General features: G+C 39.8%; 24 protein-coding genes and 1 pseudogene. 9 read left to right on the forward strand and 16 right to left on the reverse strand.

Going from position 1 to position 24622, the window contains the following annotated elements; translation table 11 throughout:
* Nucleotides 1-71: 71 nt before the first annotated feature.
* From ftnA (C228_RS0110190) to C228_RS0110200, 3 genes are all read left to right on the forward strand, one after another.
* Complete coding sequence (gene ftnA / locus C228_RS0110190; RefSeq protein ID WP_018652518.1) at nucleotides 72-578, forward strand: non-heme ferritin; 507 nt, start codon at nucleotides 72-74, stop codon at nucleotides 576-578.
* Nucleotides 578-1075 carry a non-heme ferritin gene (gene ftnA / locus C228_RS0110195; RefSeq protein ID WP_018652519.1) on the forward strand — a complete coding sequence of 166 codons (498 nt, stop codon included), beginning with the start codon at nucleotides 578-580 and terminating at the stop codon, nucleotides 1073-1075. Before ftnA (C228_RS0110190) ends, ftnA (C228_RS0110195) begins: the two co-directional genes overlap by 1 nt.
* Nucleotides 1076-1322: 247 nt before the next feature.
* Nucleotides 1323-2624: an NCS2 family permease gene (locus tag C228_RS0110200; protein WP_018652520.1), complete on the forward strand. Its 1302-nt coding sequence runs from the start codon at nucleotides 1323-1325 to the stop codon at nucleotides 2622-2624.
* A gap of 56 nt (nucleotides 2625-2680) precedes the next feature.
* Here C228_RS0110200 and C228_RS0110205 read toward each other — a convergent pair whose 3' ends face one another.
* Entirely contained in the window at nucleotides 2681-3271 is a 591-nt protein-coding gene (locus tag C228_RS0110205) for a Maf family protein (RefSeq protein ID WP_018652521.1), read from the reverse strand.
* 151 nt (nucleotides 3272-3422) lie between these two features.
* Here C228_RS0110205 and C228_RS13635 point away from each other — a divergent pair.
* Nucleotides 3423-3967: pseudogene (locus C228_RS13635) on the forward strand (carboxymuconolactone decarboxylase family protein).
* Between the two features lie 108 nt (nucleotides 3968-4075).
* Here C228_RS13635 and C228_RS0110215 read toward each other — a convergent pair.
* From C228_RS0110215 to C228_RS0110230, 4 genes are read right to left on the reverse strand one after another with little or no spacing between them, the layout of a single operon-like run.
* Nucleotides 4076-4969 carry a LysR family transcriptional regulator gene (locus tag C228_RS0110215; protein WP_018652522.1) on the reverse strand — a complete coding sequence of 298 codons (894 nt, stop codon included), beginning with the start codon at nucleotides 4967-4969 and terminating at the stop codon, nucleotides 4076-4078.
* A gap of 55 nt (nucleotides 4970-5024) precedes the next feature.
* Nucleotides 5025-5861 (reverse strand): DsbA family protein, encoded by an 837-nt coding sequence (locus C228_RS14190; protein ID WP_018652523.1) that lies wholly within the window; start codon nucleotides 5859-5861, stop codon nucleotides 5025-5027.
* Between the two features lie 6 nt (nucleotides 5862-5867).
* Nucleotides 5868-6212 carry a tautomerase family protein gene (locus tag C228_RS0110225; RefSeq protein WP_018652524.1) on the reverse strand — a complete coding sequence of 115 codons (345 nt, stop codon included), beginning with the start codon at nucleotides 6210-6212 and terminating at the stop codon, nucleotides 5868-5870.
* Complete coding sequence (locus tag C228_RS0110230) at nucleotides 6212-7069, reverse strand: alpha/beta fold hydrolase (RefSeq protein WP_018652525.1); 858 nt, start codon at nucleotides 7067-7069, stop codon at nucleotides 6212-6214. The genes C228_RS0110225 and C228_RS0110230 overlap by 1 nt, the downstream gene beginning before the upstream one ends.
* Before the next feature lie 216 nt (nucleotides 7070-7285).
* On the opposite strand from C228_RS0110230, the gene C228_RS0110235 reads away from it, so the two are divergent.
* Genes C228_RS0110235 through C228_RS13640 form a run of 3 tightly spaced genes read left to right on the forward strand, consistent with a single transcriptional unit; the run spans nucleotide 7286 to nucleotide 9947 of the window.
* Nucleotides 7286-8497 carry an ATP-binding protein gene (locus C228_RS0110235; RefSeq protein ID WP_018652526.1) on the forward strand — a complete coding sequence of 404 codons (1212 nt, stop codon included), beginning with the start codon at nucleotides 7286-7288 and terminating at the stop codon, nucleotides 8495-8497.
* The gene (locus C228_RS14875) at nucleotides 8434-9030 is read left to right on the forward strand and encodes a DUF7380 domain-containing protein (RefSeq protein ID WP_245552765.1); all 597 of its coding nucleotides are present in this window, start codon (nucleotides 8434-8436) and stop codon (nucleotides 9028-9030) included. Before C228_RS0110235 ends, C228_RS14875 begins: the two co-directional genes overlap by 64 nt.
* Nucleotides 9003-9947: a DUF4209 domain-containing protein gene (locus tag C228_RS13640; protein WP_245552766.1), complete on the forward strand. Its 945-nt coding sequence runs from the start codon at nucleotides 9003-9005 to the stop codon at nucleotides 9945-9947. The genes C228_RS14875 and C228_RS13640 overlap by 28 nt, the downstream gene beginning before the upstream one ends.
* A gap of 239 nt (nucleotides 9948-10186) precedes the next feature.
* On the opposite strand, the gene C228_RS0110245 is transcribed toward C228_RS13640, so the two are convergent.
* From C228_RS0110245 to pgsA, 11 genes are all read right to left on the reverse strand, one after another.
* Nucleotides 10187-11329: an NADH-dependent flavin oxidoreductase gene (locus tag C228_RS0110245; protein ID WP_018652527.1), complete on the reverse strand. Its 1143-nt coding sequence runs from the start codon at nucleotides 11327-11329 to the stop codon at nucleotides 10187-10189.
* A gap of 174 nt (nucleotides 11330-11503) precedes the next feature.
* Nucleotides 11504-12952, reverse strand: a complete 1449-nt coding sequence (gene thiI / locus C228_RS0110250; RefSeq protein ID WP_018652528.1) for a tRNA uracil 4-sulfurtransferase ThiI — start codon at nucleotides 12950-12952, stop codon at nucleotides 11504-11506.
* Nucleotides 12953-13140: 188 nt separating this feature from the next.
* Complete coding sequence (purA, locus tag C228_RS0110255; protein WP_018652529.1) at nucleotides 13141-14439, reverse strand: adenylosuccinate synthase; 1299 nt, start codon at nucleotides 14437-14439, stop codon at nucleotides 13141-13143.
* A 190-nt stretch (nucleotides 14440-14629) separates the two neighbouring features.
* Nucleotides 14630-15517 (reverse strand): protease modulator HflC, encoded by an 888-nt coding sequence (gene hflC, locus C228_RS0110260; protein ID WP_018652530.1) that lies wholly within the window; start codon nucleotides 15515-15517, stop codon nucleotides 14630-14632.
* 2 nt (nucleotides 15518-15519) lie between these two features.
* Nucleotides 15520-16716 (reverse strand): FtsH protease activity modulator HflK, encoded by a 1197-nt coding sequence (hflK, locus tag C228_RS0110265; protein ID WP_018652531.1) that lies wholly within the window; start codon nucleotides 16714-16716, stop codon nucleotides 15520-15522.
* Nucleotides 16717-16905: 189 nt separating this feature from the next.
* The gene (gene trxA / locus C228_RS0110270; RefSeq protein WP_005597935.1) at nucleotides 16906-17223 is read right to left on the reverse strand and encodes a thioredoxin; all 318 of its coding nucleotides are present in this window, start codon (nucleotides 17221-17223) and stop codon (nucleotides 16906-16908) included.
* Between the two features lie 123 nt (nucleotides 17224-17346).
* Entirely contained in the window at nucleotides 17347-18639 is a 1293-nt protein-coding gene (locus C228_RS0110275; protein WP_018652532.1) for a nucleobase:cation symporter-2 family protein, read from the reverse strand.
* Nucleotides 18640-18775: 136 nt separating this feature from the next.
* Nucleotides 18776-20608, reverse strand: coding sequence for an excinuclease ABC subunit UvrC (gene uvrC / locus C228_RS0110285; RefSeq protein ID WP_026313282.1), 1833 nt, complete (start codon nucleotides 20606-20608; stop codon nucleotides 18776-18778).
* A gap of 159 nt (nucleotides 20609-20767) precedes the next feature.
* A complete protein-coding gene (locus C228_RS14880; protein ID WP_342662626.1) occupies nucleotides 20768-21655 on the reverse strand; it encodes a TonB-dependent receptor domain-containing protein in 888 nt (295 codons plus the stop codon).
* 100 nt (nucleotides 21656-21755) lie between these two features.
* Complete coding sequence (locus C228_RS14885; protein WP_018652537.1) at nucleotides 21756-22115, reverse strand: hypothetical protein; 360 nt, start codon at nucleotides 22113-22115, stop codon at nucleotides 21756-21758.
* Nucleotides 22116-22775: 660 nt separating this feature from the next.
* The gene (gene pgsA / locus C228_RS0110295) at nucleotides 22776-23327 is read right to left on the reverse strand and encodes a CDP-diacylglycerol--glycerol-3-phosphate 3-phosphatidyltransferase (RefSeq protein WP_018652540.1); all 552 of its coding nucleotides are present in this window, start codon (nucleotides 23325-23327) and stop codon (nucleotides 22776-22778) included.
* Nucleotides 23328-23507: 180 nt separating this feature from the next.
* Here pgsA and C228_RS0110300 point away from each other — a divergent pair, with 180 nt between their 5' ends.
* Entirely contained in the window at nucleotides 23508-24173 is a 666-nt protein-coding gene (locus C228_RS0110300) for a Bax inhibitor-1 family protein (RefSeq protein WP_018652541.1), read from the forward strand.
* A gap of 54 nt (nucleotides 24174-24227) precedes the next feature.
* Nucleotides 24228-24563 carry a TusE/DsrC/DsvC family sulfur relay protein gene (locus tag C228_RS0110305; RefSeq protein ID WP_018652542.1) on the forward strand — a complete coding sequence of 112 codons (336 nt, stop codon included), beginning with the start codon at nucleotides 24228-24230 and terminating at the stop codon, nucleotides 24561-24563.
* The last annotated feature ends 59 nt before the right edge of the window (nucleotides 24564-24622 follow it).

Raw genomic sequence — 24622 nt, forward strand, 5'->3', positions numbered from 1 at the left:
ATATCTGGATTTCGTAATGAAATTAGCTCTCATTATTTAACAAATTTTTAATCTTAGCTTAGAGGTAAAAAATGTTACAACAAAAAATCATTGATAAACTCAATGAACAAATCAACTTGGAGTTCTACTCTTCAAACGTCTATTTACAAATGTCGGCATGGTGTTCAAAAAATGGTTTTGCCGGTGCGGCAAACTTCTTACTTCGTCATGCAGATGAAGAATTAGAACATATGCAAAAATTATTTAACTATGTAAGTGAAACCGGCGGCTTACCGTTGCTCGGTAAAATTGAAGCGCCACGTAAAGAATATGCTTCATTAAAAGAGTTATTTGATGAAGTGCTTGCGCATGAAAAACACGTCACTGCAAAAATTAATGAATTAGTTGAAGTGACATTTGCCACAAAAGATTATTCTACCTTCAACTTCTTACAATGGTATGTCGCAGAACAACATGAAGAAGAAAAATTATTCGGTGAGATTTTAGATAAGTTTGCAGTGGCAGGCGATGGCAATAAATCACTCTATTTCATCGATAAAGACTTAGAAACCTTAGATCATGAACAAGGAGCCGCATAATGTTATCACCAGCAATTATTAAACAATTAAACGACCAATTAAATTTAGAATTTTATTCTTCAAATGTTTATTTGCAAATGTCAGCATGGGCGGATAATAATGGTTTCCCGGGTGCGGCAAAATTCTTAAAAGCGCACGCAACCGAAGAAATGGACCATATGCGCCGCTTATTCACTTATTTAAATGAAACCGGGTCATTAGCTGAAATTTATGCGATTGAAGCGCCGAAAGCCAAATATGATTCGTTAAAATCTTTATTTGAAATCGTATTAGAACACGAAAAACACGTAACGGATTCAATCAATAAATTAGTGGAAGTCACTTTTGAAGCAAAAGATTACTCATCATTTAACTTCTTACAGTGGTATGTGGCTGAACAGCACGAAGAAGAATTCTTATTTAATTCAATTTTAAATAAATTCAAACTGTTAGGCGAAGACGGCAAAGCGTTATATTACATTGATAAAGATCTAGAACAACTCGCTTCAGCTCACTAATTAAACCTTTACAAGCGGTCAAATTTCTAAAATTTTTTGCAAATTTAGCCACAGAATATACGGACTTCATGAAATCCTTTGTGAAGTCCGTTCTTTTTAAAAGAGATTTGCAAATTTTTAAGAAAATCAGACCGCTTATTTAGCGGATTTTATGCAAACGTTTGCCTAACCGTTTGCTTATTGAGTCCGACTTCTGTAGAATTCGCCCCTTAAAATTTTTATTCTAGTTATTTGAGGTTTTCATTTTATGTCTTTGTTTAAGTTTGAAGAACGTGGCACCAATACCCGCCAAGAAATTATTGCGGGCTTAACCACATTCTTAGCAATGGTATATTCTGTGATTGTCGTACCGGGTATGTTAAGCCAAGCCGGTTTTCCGGCTGAATCGGTATTTATCGCAACCTGTTTAGTGTCGGGTTTAGGCTCAATTTTAATCGGCTTATGGGCAAATGCGCCAATGGCGATTGGCTGTGCGATTTCTTTAACCGCATTTACCGCATTCAGTTTAGTGCTTGGTCAAGGAATCTCAATTCCGGTTGCACTCGGTGCAATTTTCTTAATGGGAGTATTATTCACACTCATTTCGGTAACCGGCGTTCGTACATGGATTTTACGTAACTTACCAGCAAGCATTGCACATGGCGCAGGTATCGGTATCGGTTTATTTTTACTGTTAATCGCAGCGAACGGCGTGGGCTTAGTGGTTGGCAATCAAGCGGGTTTACCGGTAAAAATGGGCGATTTCACCTCATTCCCGGTCATTATGGCTTTACTTGGCTTAGCAGCAATTATTGGTTTAGAGCGTTTAAAAGTTAAAGGCAGTATTCTATGGGTGATCATTGCGATCACAATCATCGGCTTAGTGTTTGATCCGAACGTAAAATATGCTGGCTTCTTCAAAATGCCTAGCTTCGGAGAAAATTCTCAATTCTTAAATCTTGATGTGATGGGTGCATTAAATACTGCAATTTTACCTGTGGTATTTGCATTAGTGATGACTGCTATCTTTGACGCAACCGGTACAATTCGTGCGGTAGCGGGTCAAGCGAATTTATTAGATAAAGACGGTCAAATTATTAACGGCGATAAAGCGTTAACCTCAGACTCATTAGGTTCTGTACTTTCAGGGTTATTCGGTACGGCACCGGCAGCAGTTTATATTGAATCGGCGGCAGGTACAGCGGTAGGCGGTAAAACCGGTTTAACCGCAGTAGTTGTCGGTATCGGCTTCTTATTAATGCTATTTTTCCAACCGCTTGCATTTTTAGTACCGGGCTATGCGACGGCTCCAGCATTAATGTACGTCGGTCTGTTAATGTTAAGTAACGTTTCAAAACTGGATTTCGATGATTTTGTCGGCGCAATGTCAGGCTTAGTTTGTGCGGTATTTATCGTATTAACCGCTAATATCGTAACCGGTATTATGCTTGGTTTTGCCGCGTTAGTGATCGGCCGTATCATTTCGGGCGAATTCAAAAAACTCAACGTAGGTACGGTAATCATTGCGATTGCGTTAGTGGCTTTCTACGCATTTGAATTAGCAATTTAATTCGAAAAAAAGACCGCTTGTAAGCCTATAACGTGGCAAACAAGCGGTCTCATTTTTTAAAAAATTTGCAAATCAAACTGCTTTAATAATTCTGCTGTTTCAAACACTGGCAAACCCATCACGCCGGTAAAGCTTCCCGATAACCGCTCGACAAATACCCCACCAAATTGCTGAATACCATAAGCACCGGCTTTATCCATCGGCTCACCCGTCGCAATATAAGCATGAATTTCAGCATCGGTTAACCTTCTAAAACTCACTTCACTGGTGTGCAGACATTCCACTTGCTTGCCTTGGTAACTAAGGCAAACGGCAGTAAATACTTGATGCGTTCTGCCGGATAACATTTTTAGCATCGCAAAAGCGTCTTGCTCATCTTTCGGTTTACCGAGAATTTTGCCATCAATTGAAACTGTCGTATCCGCCGTCAGTATCGGGTGTTCTGCAAGATTTTCCGCAATTCTGACCGCTTGTGCCGCTTGATTCTTCTGTTTGGCAATCCGCAGGCAATACTCATCTGCTTTTTCATTTGCTTGCGGCGATTCATCAATTTCACTCGATAAACGAAGCAAATCCAAGCCTAAATTTTGTAACAATTCCCAGCGGCGCGAGCTATTTGAAGCAAGATAAATGTGTTTGTTATTCATCAACGTCTATCCTTTCTCTCATTCGTTATAGAATTTTTTATTATATAAAATAGGTATTTACATGCACAAAATGTAAAAAAATCTTTGCATTTAGAGGAGCTTAACCTTTTTCATTTCATGAAATAGATTACTCCCTATAAGGAACTTATGTATGTCAAAATTTCAAATTCACACGATTGAAACCGCACCGGAATCTGCACAAGAAGCGCTAAAGGCTGTACAACAAGCCAACGGTTTTATTCCAAATTTAATCGGCGTATTAGCTAATGCTCCAACTGCGTTAGAAACTTATCGTACGGTAGGTGGCATTAACGGCCGTAACAGCTTAACACCGCTTGAGCGCGAAGTGGTACAAATTACTGCGGCTGTGGTAAACGGTTGCGGATTCTGTGTTGCCGGTCATACTAAAATTTCTTTAAAAGCGTTAAACGCACCAAAAGAAATCGTTGATCAAATTCGTGCAACAGCACGTATTTCAAATCCGAAATTAGATATACTTTGGCACGCTTCATGCTTACGATAATGTTACAAAAAGCAAAATTAACCGAAGCACTATTAAATGAATTCTTTGCTGCCGGTTATAACCAACAAAATGCAATTGATGTAATTTTAGGTGTAAGCTTAGCGACATTATGTAACTACGTAAACAATATTGCTGAACCCCCAATCAACCCTGAATTACAAGACTTTGCGTAGTCTTCATAAGGTGCGTAATGTCGCACCTTCTTCTTTTCTATTTCTAACCAAATGCCTCAACTAAAAAGCAAAGCAATGATCTGCTCGATCATTAGTTTGAGCGGCCGGTTATTCATTCCATGCTAATGCCATGAGCCATTCAATAAACACTGCCAAACGCTTTGGAATAAATTGGCGTTGAGGATAAATAATCCAAAGTGGGCGAGTTGGAGTTTGCAGCGCTGTCAAAATCGGTACAAGCTCGCCACGTTCTAAATAAGGACGAAGCATCAAATCTGGCATTTGCACAATGCCAAGCCCTGAAAGTGCGGTAAATAATAGGGCGTTTGAGTCATTTACTTGCGTTGCGTGGGTGTTTTTAAATTGCTCAACTTCCTCTGACTGCTCAAGAAATCTCCACGGCATAATTTTCCCTTGCTGACCTGAAACGTAATGCACAACCTGATGTTGTGCTAAATCCGCTAACGTTTCAGGCGTGCCGTGTTGGGCAAGATAGCTTGGCGAGGCACAAGTCTGCATTGCTACATTGGCTAAACGGCGGGCGATATAACTGGCATCAGCCAGCTCGCCTAAGCGAAGGGTGCAATCTAAGCCGTCATTAACTAAGTTACTCAACTGATCGCTTACTGTGATCACCAGCTGGATTTCTGGATACAGGCGTTGAAAGTTGGGCAATTTAGCAATCACAAAAGGGGCGACAACAGTTGGCATTGCAATGCGTAATTTTCCTTTGGCTTGTTGGCTCACGCCTGATAAATCCTGAAATGTTTCCTCCAACTCAGCTAATAAAAATTGCGCTTTTTCATAAAAGGCTTCGCCTTCTGCTGTTAATTTTAGGCTACGAGTGGTGCGGTTAAGCAGGCGTAAACCAAGCTGATTTTCCAAATACTTCACCGCTTTGGAAACCGCTGAAACGTGTAAATTTAGCTGATCTGCCGCTTTGGAAAAACTGCCTGTTTCTACCACGTGGATAAAGACTTGCAATGTTTGAATTCTGTCCATTTTGAGTTCTCTTTTGCAAAATTTAGCAAGAATTCTACCGCTTATTATTACAATATTAAATGGTTAAATCCGTGCAAATGAAGGCAGGGTTATTCATCCATTTCACTCCCCCCTTTACCAAAAAATCTGCCAACATTAACCGCACTTCGGCTTCACTAGCATTGAAAGCATATTGCAACTCAATGAATGAAATCACTGGGTGCTTAGCGAGTAATACCGAGAGCGTTTCTTGGGTGAATTTGGGGGCTTGAGGTTGCAATTTACCGTCTGAAATTTGGCGGATAATTTGCGTAAATTGAGCAAAATTCAGCACGCCATTTGCTAATAGCTTTTTCCCTTCAAATTCAAACAGATAGGCAGGCAAGCCACGCACGCCTAAGCGATCTTTCAACGCAAAATCCTGCTCTAATTCCGCTTGGGCTGAACCGTCTTGAAAATGGCGTAAAAACAGCGATTCATCAATGCCAACCGCTCGCACAACCTCTAAAATCTCGTTTAAATCATTGGTTGGGCGAACTTCCACAATGGTGGCGTATCGCAAGCGGTATAAAAAAGCGTCCGCTTTGCGGCTATCCACCAACTGAGCCGCTTTGTATGCCAAATTTAACGACAGGGACGAGGGGCGTTCAGCGGTAAACAAATTGAGGTTCGGCATTGAAATCGGTAAGCCTGAAATCGCTTGTTCCGCTTCGTAAATGCGAGCAAGACGAGCGTTGTATTCGGCTAGGGTTTCATTCGGCAGCAGCCAGTCGGCGACATTTCGCACCAAACCGCCCATTACATAGGCAAATTGAAGTTGATTGGGAAAATGGGTTTCCAACTGGCGTAAAAACGGCTCGCTTTCGTAGGAAAGCCCCATCATCGGATCGGTAAAGACAGTTATTTTCAGCATATTTTGTTAGTCAAGATAAAATCCATTCACGCCCCACGCCTGAGTGTCATCAAATTGGAGATACACATTTTCGGGCGGAATCGGCAAAATTTCTGCGACTTGTTGAGTGAGCATTGCTGTCAATTCAGGGTAGCCCAAATGTTGTGGGTTGGCGAACAAGCTCAACTTGATAAACGCCATTGGTGGCTGACCGCCACGCAACCACATTCGGGCGTTGTCTTGCAATTCCATCATCAACACCGCCTCCGATTTATTTGGCACTAACGCAATAGCCTTGCCGAAAGCGGTTTTTAGCTCAATTTCTTGTGCTGGCGAAATAGCGACGTTCGTCTTTAAAAATAGAAATGGCATTAAATCCCCCAAGTTGTCAGCAAATCACGGATTTTATCTGCTAGTTCTTGCTCTTTTTGCTGATAAGTATGCCCCGTGTTTTCGATAAAAATCAGCTCGTTTGCTTGGCTATTTGTGAAGTGAGCGTTGATATTGCGTAAAAAACCACTTGGATCGCCGTAAGTAAAACGGTCAAGTGTGCCGATTAACAAAGCCCCAGAATGAGAAATTTTTTCCACTTGAGAAAAATCACCATCAGCTTCGACGTGAACATTATTCAGCAACGGGCTATACAGCCATTGATAGGCGGTATCCGCCGTGGCTGGCAACCAACCAAATAGCTCAAAAGGGAGCAATTTTTGCCCTTGACCCTTTTCAACCATTTGGCGAATGTAGGCACGCTCAGGCTCACCGACAAAATTAGTTAAATGGGTAACATTAGCGGGGCTGAGCAGTAAAAATTTGCTCACTCGTGGATCTTGCGTTTCACTCAAATAATAGATGACCTTATTCGCTCCCAAAGAATGTCCTGCCAGCACGATATTTTCATAGCCTTGCTGTTCGGCAAAATCAAGGTAAGCGGTCAAATCTTCAATGGTTTTTGCAAAATCTTCATTGAACGACCCGATAATTTCAGGTTCGTTGGTTAAGGCGTTCACTTCTTGCATTTTACCGAACGCATTGCGAGTTTGTGCATAAAGAAAATCCACCCCCGCTTTGCTCAGCGTTTCCCCAATGTTGTAATAAAACGGATTGGAATAAAAGTTACCGTGAATACCTGTAATCGCAATAACCACCGTTTTCGCTTGGGTTTCAGCGGGGAACAGCACACCGTGCAATACCGTACCTGATTGAGTAGCGATGTTGAGTTTTTTCATTTTTTACTCCCTAAAATCATTAAAGTGCGGTTAATTATAGGGATTTATTTTTGATGAAAAAGCAATGGAGAGTTAAATAAGTTTTGCTGATTTGGAAAATATAGGGGTAAAACAATGCCGTCTGAAAAACCAAATAATCAAAACTTTTTATGGTTATAACCAAAATAAAATAGTAGAATTAGCAGTAATTTAGAGTATAACCAAAAAGATTTTGCTATGATTAACCGTCCAAATTATCTCCAACAGCTCAAACCTTTTATCAATACGCCCTTAATTAAAGTGATTACAGGCATTCGCCGTTCAGGTAAATCAACGGTAATGAAATTGCTACAAGCCGAACTGATTGCCCAAGGTGTTAATGCACAACAAATCATTCATATCAACTTTGAGAGCTTTGCATTTAGCGAGTACAAAACCGCCGATAAGCTTTATGCCTTTGTGAAGGAAAAAATTCAAACTGCCGAGAAATACTATTTGTTGCTTGATGAAATTCAGGAAGTGGCTGATTGGGAAAAGGCGGTCAATGCGTTTATGGTGGATTTTCATTTGGATTTGTACATCACTGGTTCTAATTCGCACTTGTTGTCGTCCGAACTTTCTACTTATCTTGCGGGGCGTTATGTAGAAATCCCGATTTTCACGCTTTCCTACAAGGAATTTTTGGATTTTAAAGCAGGCTATTCGCAAACAAATATTGAAAATTCCACCGCACTTTTCAATGAATATTTGCAAAAAGGTGGCTTTCCAATGGTGCATACAGCGGACTATCCGCAAGAAGTTGCGTATAAAATCGTGCAAGATATTTATGCGTCTGTGATTTTACGCGATACCGTGCAACGCCATAAAATCCGTGATGTGGAGCTGTTGGAGCGGATTGTGAAATATGCGTTTGACAACATCGGCAACACGTTTTCGGGCAAAAATGTCGCTGATTATTTCAAAAGCCAACAACGTAAAGTGGACTTAAACACCGTTTATAACTATTTGAAAGCCTTAGAAAGTGCGTTTATTTTGCACCGAGTAGAACGCTTTGATGTGAAAGGTAAAGAAATTCTGAAAACCCAAGAAAAATTCTATTTGGGCGATGTCTCTTTGCTCTACGCCACTATGGGCTTTCGTACTAGTCTGATAGCAGGCATTTTGGAAAATTTGGTTTATCTTGAACTCAAACGCCGTGGTTATCAAGTTTACATCGGCAAACTCGGCACAAAAGAAATTGATTTTGTCGCTCAAAAACAGAACGAAAAGCTCTACATTCAAGTTGCCTATAAACTAGAAAGCGAACAAACCATCCAACGAGAATTTTCGCCCCTGCAAGCCATTGCCGATAACCACCCGAAATATGTGATTACGATGGATGATTTTTGGCAGGAAAATATAGATGGGATTGTACATCAGCATATTGGGGCGTTTTTGTTGGGGAATTAGAAGGGATATATATGACAAGTAATGCTTACTGTTCAACCGAAAAATTGGTTGATATTTTAAACGATATTTTTAATGAACTTTCGTTAGATGAACAATTTACGATGGTATATCTATCAACATATTTAAGAGAAAAAGGTAATAATGTAGATGAAGAATCAGTAAAAAATTCATTACATTTTTTAGCCGATTTATGTTCACCTATGCTAAGTTTTGAGAGTAGAAATGCACCATTTGTACCATTAGCCACTTTGGGAAATAAGCGTTCATTTATGCCATATGATCTAAATAATGAACAATTAGACTATATGAAGAATGTTCTTAAAAAGATAAATCAACCACAATTAAAGGCAAGAATTTCGGATATTTTATGGACATATTCATCTCCTAAAGATATACAAAATCTTCAAGTAGCTGTTGAGAATTATATATCCATCAATATATGTGATGAATATTTTCAACCTGACATATATGCTTTTAAGGAGATTCTCGACAAAAGGATAGCGGTATGGCTGCTACTCATTTTTACAAGTTAGCTCTTAATTATTATCGTAAAATTCCAAATAAATATCGTGAAAAGTTTAATGTAGATGCTTCGCTAGAACGCATCAATAGTAAAATTACTGAAATAGGGCAATTAATACCTAATGAATTAAAACTAATATCAACTAAGCCAATAGATATTAGTGAATTACAAGTACAAAGTAAAACCCATGTAAGAAATAAGAAAACTATATTCGAAACTTTAATGTATTTTTCAGGTGTTACGCCAAGAGTCAATTATGAAAAATTTATGGAAGATACTCAAAAGGGTATTCATAGGTCTATATTTTCTCATATTACTGGTTTTACGGCTATTTCACCAGATGGAAGAGAAATTGAAAATATACCTGTATTGTCCGAAGGTAATGAAGATGAAGTATTATTAAAAACAGCTTTTAGAAATTTTGCTATAAGGATGCAAATTTCGACTCAAGGTTGTATATTTCCTGCATTACAACAAATTTGGCAAGAGCATATTATTCCTAAAGATTTTTTAATTGATCTATGTCGTTTATCAAAAATCGTTCCAGAAAAACGAGAAATACTCACCGCAAATGCTTTATATCAAGGTTTTGATGGCGATTTTAGAACTGCAATCCACCTACTTGCTCCCCAAGTAGAAAATATGGTCAGACAGTTATTAAAATCGGAAGAGGTAACTACAACAACGATTGGTGTTGATCATATTGAGCATGAAATAGGATTATCATCTTTATTAGATAAACCTGAAGCTAAAGATATTTTAGGTAATGATCTTTGGTTTGAATTACAGGCTGTATTTTCTAGCTCACTAGGTCCAAATCTAAGAAATGAAGTTGGGCATGGTTTACTAGATGATGAGAAAAGTGATTCAATTTACAGCGTCTATGCTTGGTGGATGATTTTTAGGTGGATTGTCCGTAATATATAGGTTAATAAACGCCGTCTGAAATTTCAGACGGCATTTCTCCCAAAGGGAGTTTAAAAATCTGCAAATTTTTACCAAAATTCCACCGCTTGTAATCCTTAACTATCTTTCTCAAACCAAACAAAAAAGCCTGAGAACATCACTTCTCAGACTATTTGCTATTTTACGATGTCGTTGTTTAAGAATACCCACATAATAGGGAGCGTCTTATGCTGATAAGATTAGCGACGGCATTCCTTCATTTAAAAATGATTGGTTCTATATCTCACACCATTTTGTTTTGACGGTGGGAAGAAATCCGTGCCAGCCATTGTGCCTTGTAGCATTGCTGGGGTGTAGCGGTAGTAATCTGTTTTTTCCCAGTCGAAAGTGCTTTCAATTTCTGCTTCTCGTCCAGTCTGGATCAGTTCCACGAGATTCGGGTTGAGCATAATGCTTTTACCGATTGAAACGCTTTCCACCCAGCCTGTTTGGTAGGCGTTAAGCATATCGTCTGCGGTGTACAAATTACCTGAGGCAAAGAACGGCATTCGTCCGTTGATACGGTCGTGTACCACTTGCACTCGGGTAAGATTAGTATCCGCCCCTCGGCGAACTTTTTTGTAAAAATCCCACAATGAAATGTGCAAATATTGCAACGGTTTTTCCAACAATGCGTCCACTAATGCGAGGGTTTCTTTCATCGTAATACCGTCTTCCCCTGGTTCTTCAGGCGAGAAACGGTAGCCAATGATGAAATCAGGGCGGTTATATTTTTTACGCATTTCATCAATTTTATCCACAATCGCGAGCGGAAAACGCATTCGTTTTTCTAAACTACCACCCCAGTAATCCGTGCGAAGATTGGTTGCTGCCGACATAAATTGTTGAATAAGCCAGCCATTTGCGCCGTGAATTTCCACACCGTCAAAGCTTGCTTTCATCACTAATTCTGCGGCATAAGCGAAACTGTCCACCATTTCCCACACTTCCTGTTCTGTCATCGTGCGGAATCGTCCGTACAAATCGCCAGTTGGAGCGATAACATCGTGTCCTTGAGTCATTGAGCGTTCGGCACGACTGCCTGAATGAGCAATCTGTACCACCGCTTTTGTCCTTTGTGCGTGAGCGATTTCTGCATATTCATGCAAGGTAGGTAAATGGCGTTCATCAAAAGCGTTCGGACTTTCAAAGCCAATGCCACTTGGGTGAACGTTGGTAAAGGGCATAATAAACAAGCCAAAACCTTCAAAGCGATTTTGCCAAAAACGGCGACCTGCTTCCGTCATCTCGCCGTCTTCACCTGAATCGTAAATGGTTAAAGGGGCAACGGTTAGGCGATTTTTGATTTCTACGCCATTGTTGAGTGTGTAAGGGGTAAATAATGGGCTGTATTTAGGATTCATTTTAGTTCTCCATATCATTGCTTTGTTGGAGGCTATTTTATGGATTTATTTTTGATGAAAAAGCAACATAAAATTAAATGAGTTTTGCTAATTTGGAAAATATAGCGTAACAAAAAAGCGGTCAAATTCTGCAAAACTTTTGCAAAAAATGACCGCTTTTAACGTACTAAATAATTAGTGTCGGAACACTTTTACATTACTAAAGCCATTCTCTTTGAGATAAAGCGCTTGTAATTTGCTCATTACCCCACGCTGGCAGTAAAGTAAGTAGCTTTTCGATTGATCCAATGAAGCAAATTGGCTTGACAGCTTATAGAACGGCATTAATTTTACTTCTACACCGTCCAAACTAAACGGAGTTTCATCGGTTTCTTCCGGGCTGCGAATATCTAAAATAATATCGTTTTCCGTTAATTCAGAAGTGGTTTCAACCGACACAACTTCTTGTTCCGTTTGTTGAGCGATCTCACGAATATCAAGGAACTGTGCATTTGCTACCGCTTGTTCCAACACTTCAAAATTGAAATGCCCTTCTTCTTCCACAATTTTGCTTTCAATCGCTTTGACGGTTGGATTTTTCGAGATGACGCCACAAAATTCCGGCATAGATTTAGCAATATCATCGGTGCCGATTTCTTTTGCCATTGCGATAATTTGTTCTTTATCGTGCGTGATTAACGGACGTAATACCAATGTATCAGACGCTTTGTCGATTAAACGTAAATTGGTTAAGGTTTGGCTGGAAACCTGACCTAGCGCTTCGCCGGTTACGATCGCTTGGATATCGAAACGCTCAGCAATTTTGCTGGCAGCACGCACCATCATACGTTTTAACACTACGCCCATTTGACCGTTGTCGACTTTCTCTAAAATTTCGCCGACTACATTTTCAAAATTAATCGCCACAAAGCGCACTTTATGCGAGGTGCTGTAACGGCTCCAAATATGGTATGCCATTTGTTTTACACCGATTTCGTGCGCCGCACCACCTAAATTAAAGAAGCAGTAATGTACACGTGAACCACGGCGAATCAGCATATAACTTGATACGCCTGAATCAAAGCCGCCGGAAATAAGCGATAATACATCTTCTTGCGTACCGATCGGATAACCGCCTAAACCTTCGTGACGAGCATTGATCAGCAACATTTTATCGCCGTCAATATCAATACGCACGGTTACATCCGGCTTGGTTAATTTCACCCGAGCCGATTCAATATGTTGATTTAAACCGCCACCCACATATTTTTCTACATCTAATGAACGGAATTCGTGCTTACCTTTACGACGTACACGCACGCAGAACGTTTTACCTTCCAATTCATCACGTACTTTTGCCAATGTATTTTCAAAAATACCGTGCATCGTAGTAAACGGCATTTCTTCCACTTCTAAAATGTGGTGAATGCCTGGCGTACATTTCAGTAATTCCAACACCATCGGTACTTCTTCTGCCACTTTGGCTCGTACTTCAATAAAATCCCAGTTACGAATTACCGCCACATTTTCAGTTTCACGCAATAAAACATTGCGGATATTTGAGGTCAAAATTTTGATAAAGCGTTTACGAACCGAATCGCTTTTAATCATAATTTCAGGGAAAAGTTTAATAATAAATTTCATTTTTCGGTTTCACTACGGAAAATAAGTTGCCCAAACAAGCGGTTAAATTTCGCTAAAAATTTGCAAATTGAACCGATTTTCTAGGCAGATATCAAAAAACAATTACCACGGAAAGCACAGAATACACAGAAAATTCCGTGAACTCCGTGTTTTCCGTGGTAAGAAAACAACCTAAAATTTAAACGAAATTACGCCGCAAACGGGTCACGTAAGATCATTGTTTCCACACGATCCGGACCAGTTGAAAGAATATCAACCGGCACACCAACAAGCTCTTCAATACGTTTGATGTAATCTAATGCTGCTTGTGGTAACTCTTCACGTTTAGTTACACGGAAGGTGTTTTCAGACCAGCCCGGCATTGTTTCGTAAATCGGCTCAACACCTTCCCAATCTTTCGCCGCCATCGGTGCGTATTCTACGATTTCACCGTTTGGCATTTTGTATGCGGTACAGATTTTTAACTCTTCAAAGCCATCTAATACGTCTAATTTTGTCATACAGAAGCCAGAAATTGAGTTAATTTGTACTGCACGGCGCACTGCTACCGCATCAAACCAACCACAACGGCGTGGACGACCAGTTACCGCACCAAACTCGTTACCTTTACGTGCGATTTCCGCACCAACTTCATCAAATAATTCTGTTGTGAACGGACCACTACCAACACGAGTACAGTATGCTTTAATGATACCTAATACATAGTCAAGATTACGAGGACCAAAACCTGAACCGGTTGCAACACCACCTGCCGTAGTATTTGAACTGGTTACAAATGGATATGTGCCGTGGTCGATATCTAACATTGTGCCTTGCGCACCTTCGAATAAAATATTCACACCGTCTTTACGTGCTTCGTGAAGTAAAGTTGTTACGTCCGCAACCATACCTTTAATCACGTCAGCTACCGCAAATACATCGTCTAAAGTTTTTTGGAAATCTACCGGCTCAACTTTGTAGTAATGCACTAATTGGAAGTTATAGTAATCTAAAATATCTTTTAATTTTTCAGCAAACGCTTCTTTGTCAAATAAATCGCTTACACGTAAACCACGGCGAGCAACTTTATCTTCGTATGCCGGACCGATACCACGACCGGTTGTACCAATTTTATTTTTACCTAGTGCCACTTCACGCGCGTGATCCATTGCAACATGGTAAGGAAGAATTAATGGGCAAGCTTCTGAAATTTTTAAACGCTCACGAACGTTAATACCACGTGCTTCTAATTCACCCATTTCTTTCATTAATGCTTCCGGAGAAAGCACTACACCGTTACCGATTAAGCAGGTTACATTATCACGTAAAATACCGCTTGGAATAAGACGAAGAACAGTTTTTTCACCATTGATAATTAAGGTATGGCCTGCATTGTGACCACCTTGATAACGAACCACGTATTTTACACGGTCTGTTAATAAATCTACGATTTTACCTTTCCCTTCATCGCCCCACTGAGCGCCGAGAATAGCAACACTTTTACCCATAGGAATTGCCTCTTTTTGTTAATATGAATGGATTTTCTACTACCGAATACACAAAAAACACTAAACAAGCGGTCTAATTTTTTGCAGAATTTGTAAATTTAACCACTTGCACACTATGTCTCCTTCGGTGTTTTCGCTGTAGTAAATGAAAAATTAAAGACCCGATATAGATCGGGCCTTATAGATACAGTTATTTTGTCGGTGCTTTCATAAAGCGGAAGAACTCGCTATCCGATTTAAGTAGCATCATATTGCTTTGATCTTTCGCAAAGCTGTTTTCGTATGCTTTTAAGCTACGAACGAAGCTATAAAACTCCGGCTCTTGGCTGAATGCGTCTGCATAAATTTTTGCAGCTTGTGCGTCACCTTCACCGCGTAAAGTTTCGGCAGTTTTCTTCGCTTGCGCTTCAATAAGAACCACTTTCTTATCTACTTCGGCACGAATAATTTCAGCTTTCTCTTCACCTTGTGAGCGATGTTCGCTTGCAACTGCAGCACGTTCTGCACGCATACGCTGATAAATTGAAGATGAAACTTCATTCGGTAGGTTGATCTGTTTTACACGTACGTCAACCACTTCAATACCAAGTTTCTCAGCACCATCATCACCATCATTTAATGCTTTTTGCGCGCCCGCCATCAATTCACCACGAGAACCCGATACAATATCTTTAATCGTACGAGAACCGATTTCAGAACGTAAACGATCACCCACTTTACGTTTTAACAAATCCGAAGCACGTTGCGCATCACCACCGGTTGCGGTATAGAATTGACCGAAATCACTGATACGCCATTTTACGTAAGAATCAACTAATAAGTCTTTTTTCTCAACCGTCACAAAGCGATCTTCTTGACCATCTAAAATTTGAATACGCGCATCCAACACTTTTAGGCTATCAATAAACGGCGCTTTAAAGTGTAAACCCGGTGCATAAACCACCACTTTTTGGTCTGAATCACGATGTACTTTATTAAAGCGTAACATAATGCCACGATAGCCTTCCGGCACAATCGTTACACAAGAAAGTACAATAAATCCCACAAGCGCTAAAACAGGTAATAATAATTTACGCATTATTAAAATCTCCCTTTACGTACCGGTTCTGCATTTTGCGTACTAGTTTGTGAACTAGGTACAGAATGTGTTTGAGCCGGCGTAACAACTTGCGGTTGCTGAATAACGATAGGCGCGACTTGTCTTACTGATTCAGAAGCAGCCGGTTTAGCCAATAATTTATCCATTGGTAACACATTTAAATTATTGCCATTACCGTCCATAATCACTTTCGGCGTGTTTTTCATTACTTTTTCCATCGTTTCGATATATAAACGCTCACGCATTACTTTCGGCGCAGCTTTATATTCCGGTAACAGTTCAGAAAAACGCTCTACTTCACCTTTCGCTTCCAATACAACTTGATCTTTATATGCCGTTGCTTGTTCTACGATACGTTGTGCTTGACCACGTGCAATCGGCTCACGACCACGTGCATAAGCCTCCGCTTCACGGATTAAACGCTGTTCGTCTTCTTGCGCTTTGATCGCATCATCAAACGCGTCTTTCACCTCTTCCGGCGGACGAGCAGATTGGAAGTTTACGTCAGTGACTAATAACCCCATATCATAAGTCTTGATGATATCACGCAAGGTTTGCCAAGTTTTCTCACGTACTGTCGCACGACCGGTAGTTAAAATATCGTCCATCGACATATGGCCGATCACATAACGTAACGCGCTGTCGGTCGCTTGTTTTAAGCTATCATCCGCATCACGCACGCTAAATAGATATTTAGCCGGATCTTCAACACGGTACTGAACGGTCATTTCAACCTGTACCATATTTTCATCTTGTGTCAGCATTGAGCCACTGGTTTTCAATTCGGAAACTCGCTCAATATTTACCGGTGTCACTTCATCAACTAAGGTTGGTTTCCAGTTTAAACCCGGCATTACGATGTTATGAAGTTTACCGAAACGGGTTACTACGCCACGCTCGGCTTCTTTAACCGTATAAAAGCCTGATACGCCCCATACAATGGCAGCGAAAATCAAAGCAAGCGGTAGAAATTTACCAAAATTTTGCGAAGGGGCAGAATTATTATCTTTATTACCACCCATTTTCTTTAATAAAGAACTAAAAGCTTCCTCTAAATCCGGCGGCTCTTGGCGATTATTTTGCTTATTTGGCTCTTGTTGTGAACCTTGCTGCTCAGGCTTCTTTTGACCCGGCTTACCCCATGGGTCTTGTTGATTGCCTGGTTCATTCCACGACATAAATTTCTCCAAAGAATAGGGGCTAAGCCCTCGAATCTACTCTTACCAATTGTAAAAAAGTGTAACTGGAAGATTGTACCTATTTGTGCTTGATATTGCTAGGCTTTATTAGCCTAAAGCGGTCTTTTTTAACAATTTTTTTGCAAATGAAAAAGGGCGAACCAACTTCGCCCTTTCTCGAAATAAAAATTAAAGTGCTTGTTCAACAAATGCACTTAATTGTGATTTTGGTAATGCGCCAACTTGAGTTGCAACCACTTCACCATTTTTGAAAAGAATTAATGTCGGGATTGAACGAATACCGAATTGTGCAGGGATTTGTTGGTTCTCATCCACATTTACTTTAGCAATTTTTGCACGACCAGCAAACTCTTCTGATAATTCATCTAAAATTGGCGCAACCATACGGCAAGGACCACACCATGGCGCCCAGAAATCTAATAGTACCGGAACGTCAGATTTTAAAACTTCTTGTTCAAAAGTTGCGTCAGTAACTTGTAATGTCATAATTTGTTTCCTTAATTGATAATCTAAAAAGAAAACGCCACTTGACCGTGGCGTTAAGTTATTTTGTAAGATAAGGCTTCACTTACCCAATTTCAAGTAAGTTTTTCCAATTACACTAATTATTTATTCCTTATCCTCAGGAAGAATCAGATTTAGCACTAATGCAAGCAGTGATCCGACCGTAATGCCCGAACCGAATACCTCTTTAAAGAAGCTCGGTAACTTATCTAATAATTCTGGACGAGTCGTCACCGCTAAACCGCAACCGATTGAAATAGCAATAATTAAACCGTTACGTTTTGAACGTTCCACTTTATCCAACATTTGGATACCGGCGGCAATAATCATGGCAAACATCATTAAGCCCGCACCGCCTAATACCGGGCTAGGAATCGAAACGATTAATGCTCCGAACCAAGGGAATACGCCAGCTAAAACCAGTAATACGCCCATAATCGTTACCACATAGCGGCTTGCCACACCGGTCAACGAAATGACCCCGATATTTTGTGCAAACGATGAGAATGGCGTGGTTGACATAATTGCCGCAAACGCAGAACCTAAACCATCACATAATACCCCGCCACGTAAATGCTTACCGGTAATTTCGGTTTGCGTAGCATTACCTAAAGCTAAGAAGTTACCGCTTGATTCAACAATCGTCACTAAATAGGCGATAGACATCCCAATAATGCCTGAAATTGGAAATGCTAATCCGAAATGCAATGGCTGTGGAATAGCAAAACTCTCTGCATTTTTAACCGCATCAAAGTTGATCCAACCTAATGCTAATGCCACAACATAACCGACCATCATACCGATCACGATTGCGGCTGCCGAGAAAATACCTTTACCCCATTGTACTAAGATCACAACCAGTACAAGTACAAAAGTCGCCATCGCAAGATTTGCCGGATCCGCATAATGTGCATCGCCTTTTTGACCGCCAGCGAACCAATCCACCGCAACTGGAATTAAGCTTAAACCGATCATCATAACCACCACACCGGTAACGACAGGCGGGAATAATTTACGCACATACGGCATAAAGAAACTACCGATAATCATCACTAATGAGCCGACTAACGAAGCGCCCATAATGCCGGCAACACCATGTTCGCTAAAACCAATCGCTAAAGCTGCCGCCACGAAAGTAAAGCTGGTTCCCATCACGCTCGGTAAACGTAAGCCAATCGGGCCGATACCTTGGCATTGAATGATGGTTACGATCCCTGAAACCAATAATGCCGCATTCACTAATACAATCGTATCTGGAGTCGGAAGTTTAAGCACATTACCGATAACAAGTGGCACGGCAATAATACCGCCAAGCGCCGCTAAAAGATGTTGTGCAGCAAGAAGAAGGGTTAATCCGAAAGGAGGTTTGGAATCAACAGGATAACGTAAATTTTGCATAAATGCCTCAAAGTAAAAAAATTGGGGCGAATTATACGCTTTTGCAAACGCTTACGCAAACGTTTGCCCTAAATAAATGTAGTAAAAACAAGCAGTTAAATTTGCAAAAAATTCTACAAATTCGACCGCTTGCTACTTAGCTATTTTGTAACGTATCAAAAATCACTTCGGCAAGTTGTTTTGAAATGCCGGGAACGGATTGAATTTCTTCTAACGTGGCGGATTTCACACCCTGCATACCACCGAGATATTTCAGTAACGCTTGGCGCCGTTTTGCTCCCACCCCGGTAATTGACTCCAATCCACTCTCCGTAAAAGCTTTTTGGCGTTTTTTGCGGTGTCCGGAAATCGCATGATTATGAGATTCATCACGAATATGTTGAATCAAATGCAAAGCAGGACTGTCTGGCGGTAAGTGTATTTCCTTATCCCATTTGCTGATCAATAAGGTTTCTAAACCGGCTTTCCGCTCTACCCCTTTCGCCACGCCGATTAATAACGGTTTACGCTTATCCCAACTGACATTTAACGAAGCAAAGGTTTCTAACGCTCGATTAAGCTGCCCTTTCCCACCGTCAATAAAAATAATATCCGGAATTTTTTCTTCTTCTAAATTACGGTCATAACGTTTTAATAAGGCTTGTTCCATTGCTGCATAATCATCACCGCCGATAATACCTTCAATATTAAAACGGCGGTAATCTGATTTTAACGGTCCGTTTTCATCAAATACTACACACGAAGCCACCGTTTGATTACCCATTGTATGAGAAATATCGAAACACTCCATTCGCTTAATTTCCGCTAAATTGAGTAATGCTTTGAGCGAATCATAACGCTGGCGAATATGCGTATCTTGTTTAAGCTGTAAAGTAAGAGCGGCTTCCGCATTGGTTTTCGCTAGTGCCAAATAGCGGCTCTTATCACCACGAATATTTTTATCCGCAATACTGACTTTATGTCCTGCTTGTTCCGACAATACATCAGCTAATGCAGCAGCTTCACTTAACGGCTGATCAATAATAATTTGATTCGGTATCGTGCGATGTTGGTTCATTTGTAAATAAAACTGACCGACAAAAGTATCTGCCAATTCGGTTAAAGCGGTATTGTTCGGCACTTTAGGAAAATAGGAACGATTGCCCAATACCTTACCGTGACGCACAAATAAAATATGTACGCAAGCAATGCCGTGCTGATAAGCGATCGAAATAATATCGAGATCATCCAAACGCTCGTTAGAGACAAATTGTTTTTCTTGTACCGCTCGCACCGATTGAATCTGATCGCGAAAACGAGCTGCTGCTTCAAAATCCAAATCTTGCGCAGCACTTTCCATTTTTTGTACCAAATGCTCAATCACTTGCCCATCTTTTCCTTGTAAAAATAAGCGGACAAGATTCACTTGGTTATCATATTCCGCTTGTGAGTAATAACCCTCCACACAAGGAGCAAGACAACGTCCAATTTGGTATTGCAAACAAGGGCGAGAACGATTCTTATAATAGCTATCTTCACATTGGCGAATCGGAAATAGTTTTTGTAGTAGGTTCAGTGTTTCACGCACTGCACCTACATTCGGATACGGACCAAAATATTCACCGGCAATTTTTTTACTGCCGCGAAACGAGGTTATCCGAGGGTGTTGATGCTTCGTGAGTAAAATATACGGATAGGATTTATCATCACGCAAAAGCACGTTGTACTTCGGCTGATTCTCTTTAATGTAATTATGTTCAAGCAGTAACGCTTCCGTTTCCGAATGGGTAATTGTGGTTTCAATATGATGAATGTTAGCAACTAACGCTTCGGTTTTCTTACTGGCGAGCTGGCTACGAAAATAACTGGATAAGCGTTTTTTAAGATCTTTGGCTTTACCGACATAGATAATGGTATTTTTCGCATCATACATGCGGTAAACACCGGGAAGATGAGGTACATCGGCAAGAAAGGATTTGGCATCAAACATAAACAGAATTGAGTATCGAGTTAAATAAGAAATTAAGTCTATGATAACCAATATTTGATGATTAGGGTACTTTCCTTAATAAGCCATGCCAGATATAAGCAAACAAGCGGTTATAAATATAACCGCTTTTGCAAATGAATTTAGCCAAAAACTAATATCTTAAAAACTATAGTTCATACCCAATTTAAATTCACGACCGGGACTTGGCGGTGTCACAGCGTTATTTCTTTGGCTATGGCTACGATAGAACTTGTTACCAATGTTTTTAACCGTGAAATTCACATTAAAGTTATCTTGGTTAAGTGGCTGCCAGCTAACAAAAATATCATGTACACCGTATCCGATACGTCTTTTCGTTTCCGCTTTTGCGCCTGAGCCAGTTTGATATTCTTTAGATTGCGCATAACGACCTAACCACCCAAGCTCTAAACTTGGCTCTGCAAATTTATAAGACACGCCAGTACTCCATTGGCGACCTTGAGGAATAACATTTAGCGGATCGTTAGAAAATGCAAAATCAGCCTTAGGATCGGCATAAGCTACGCCGGCAGTTAATTTTAAAGCATTCCATTGATAATCTAATTCCGCTTCATAGCCTTTCGTGTTTAACGTTCCCGCATTGCCAATAATGCCATCTTTCGATTGATAGAAGTTTTTCACTTTTTGTTCAAACACATTACCTTTCACATTAAAATCGTCGTATTTCCATTCAAAACCGACTTCCGCTAACCGTGCATTCTCAGTCTTCAAATTAGGATCGACAAAACGCAACCCTCTCGCTTTATCTAATGAACCTCGGTTATCAGTAACTGTATAAGCGGAAGCTAAAATAGGACTACGACTCGCATAATTTAATTTTGCATTTAAAGCAAAATTCGGCGTAACGTCCCAAATCAATCCGAAACTTGGATTCAATTTATTATCAGATACTGACTTCTTACCGGCAATCGGCATACCTTTTTTATCTACTTTACCTGCCGTATCTAAAGTATAGTGATCATAACGTAAGGCCGTTGCTAAAATGAGTACTTTACCTAAAGACCAAATACCTTCAACAGATGTTCATTATTTAACTCACTGGTAAGTTCTAAATTAGCACCACGAGTTTCTGTTTTAGAATAGCGTTGATAACCCATTAATTTATCTTTTAATAATCTTCACGTTGCTTCCTCCCATCAATATAAAACGCATTCGCCTGAATATCTCTCACTAAGCCAAAATCTTTCCCCATATACTCTAAATTATAAGTACGCTTTGCCGTATTCGCATCGACAGGACGCCCATTAAAAATCATTTCAAAACGCTCTTGTCCATTGCCATAGAAATTTTCCTGACGGAAACTTGCTCCAATTCGGTATTTTTCCATAAGATCATAACCAAACTTGGCTAAATAATTACCTTGGCGGCGAGTGGTATTATTTACAACACGACTATTTGTATTCACCTTATCGGAATAACCTCGGTCGGCTTTATAATTTTTATCATTTCCCCAGCTTCTTAATAACATAACAAGATATCTAAGTTATCCGCTCGCCCATATAGCCAAAGAGAACCGTTAATACCTTGATTACTATTGTATTTTCCGAGCCGATTCTTGACCCAAAAGTGTTGCCGTTTTTTGAGTAAATCCTTAGCTGAAACGGTTTCAGAATGAATAACACCATCCGTCATACAATACCGGCGCTCGCAGCCTTGTTTCTTTATCGACTTTAATTGATTTCACCATAGAAAGATCTAATTGAAAACGACCTTGATGATACCATTGTTGAGTATTAGTTGAGGTATTATCGACGGACATGCCGATACGATCTTGCCCAGCTTCTCAAATCTAAATATATTGTGCGGAAACGCTACCTCCGCCAATATTAACATCAGTACGATTCGCCAATAATTCACGTAAATTACTAATATTTCGAGTGTGGTTTACGGTAGGCTGTGCTTGAACTTCAACGGTATCTAAATACGCTTAATCCGCATAAGGCATAGCCGCTAACGGCTAAACTAATTAAGCTTAATTGAAAGATTATTTTTTTATATTTACGCATTATTTGTCTCCTTTGAAATAAATTTCAATTTAATTTTAAATAAAAATTATTATCATTTCAATAAATAACTATACATAAACAAAAGACAGGATATTCTCCCGACTTATTTATCTAAGTTATCCTTATGATCTCAACAGACTGCCCTTTGCAGCCTTCAAATATTGAATCATCGACCATAACGTCAGTCCCGCCGCAATATAGAGTAGAACCCAAGCGAGAATTTCCATAGCTAAGTTAAACCGCCATAACATTCCACCAAGAGCTAACATTTGTGCTGTTGTCTTAAATTTGCCCCATACCGAAACCGCTACACTCGCTCGCTCTCCAAGCTCCGCCATCCATTCTCTTAATGCGGAAATAATAATTTCTCGAGCAATCATAATTGCTGATGGAATGGTAATCCACCACGTATGGTAATATTCCACTACACAAACTAATGCCACCGCAACTAACACTTTATCCGCAACAGGATCTAAAAATGCCCCTAAGTGTGTGGTTTGGTTCCATTTACGAGCTAAATAACCATCAAAAGCATCTGTAATAGAAGCGATAAAGAAAATAAGCGTTGAAATTTCAGGCGAATACCAACCGGCTGGTAAATAAAAAGCAATCACAAATAAAGGGATTAGAATTACCCGAAATAAGGTTAAATAGGTAGGAAAATTTAGTTTCATATAGAAGTGCTTGCAAGTCAATGTTTGGTCTTTCAAGTGTACCACACTCATGAGAAAATTTTTAACTATTGCACAGATAAAGTCAATTGACTTTAGGCAAAATTGCCGCTAATTTACACTTGATTTATGAAAGTTTGTTCATATATAAATTGCAACTTTGTTCAACTTAAAGGAAACAATATGGAAAATCGTGTAATTAGCGGTGCAGCAAGCGATGAATCGTTACTCAGCACTCACAAAGTATTACGTAATACTTATTTATTACTTTCAATGACATTAGCCTTTTCAGCAGTAATTGCTTTCGTGGCAATGTCAATGAATGCACCAGTATTACCATGGTGGGGATTATTAATCGGCTTCTACGGTTTATTATTCCTAACCAATGCGACTGCGAATAGCGGTGCAGGTATTTTAAGCGTATTTGCTTTAACCGGCTTTTTAGGTTACACCTTAGGTCCAATTTTAAACCACTATATCGGTGCAGGTTTAGGTGACTTTGTTGTTCTTGCGCTTGGAGCAACCGCATTAGTATTCTTTGCGTGTTCGGCTTATGTACTTACGACCAAGAAAGATATGTCATTTTTATCAGGTATGATGATAGCATTATTTGTCGTCTTACTTGTTGGTATCATCGCAAATATTTTCTTAGCAATTCCGGCATTAAGCCTTGCAATGAGTGCATTATTTGTGCTGTTCTCAAGCGGTGCGATTTTACTTGGTACAAGCAATATTATTCACGGTGGCGAAACGAATTATATCCGTGCGACAGTGGATTTATACGTATCTCTATACAACCTATTCTTAAGCCTATTACAAATCTTCGGTATATTAGGTAGTGACGATTAATCTAAAATAAATTTGAGAGAGTAAGTGCCACACCTGTGGCACTTTTTATTTTTTATGTATTACATTAAATTAAACGAACAAAAATATCCGACAGATGCTTCAGGTTACTTAATTAACCTTGATGATTGGTCAGAAACGCTTGCGATTGAAATTGCAAAGAAAGAACAAATTGTTCTGACAAATGAACACTGGGAAATTATCTTTCTAGTACGTGATTTCTATCAAGAATACAAAACCTCACCAGCAATCCGAATGCTAGTTAAAACGATGGCGCAGAAATTCGGTGAAGAGAAAGGAAATAGCCGTTATTTACAACGTTTATTTCCTGACGGCCCGGCAAAACAAGCAACCAAAATTGCCGGTTTACCTAAACCCATAAAATGTTTATAATTATTATTAATTGAGATTTATTCTCAATTTCATCATAGATGAAAATTCATGATAAAAAG

This window comes from Actinobacillus capsulatus DSM 19761, assembly GCF_000374285.1.
In the GTDB taxonomy this organism is placed as follows: domain Bacteria; phylum Pseudomonadota; class Gammaproteobacteria; order Enterobacterales; family Pasteurellaceae; genus Actinobacillus; species Actinobacillus capsulatus.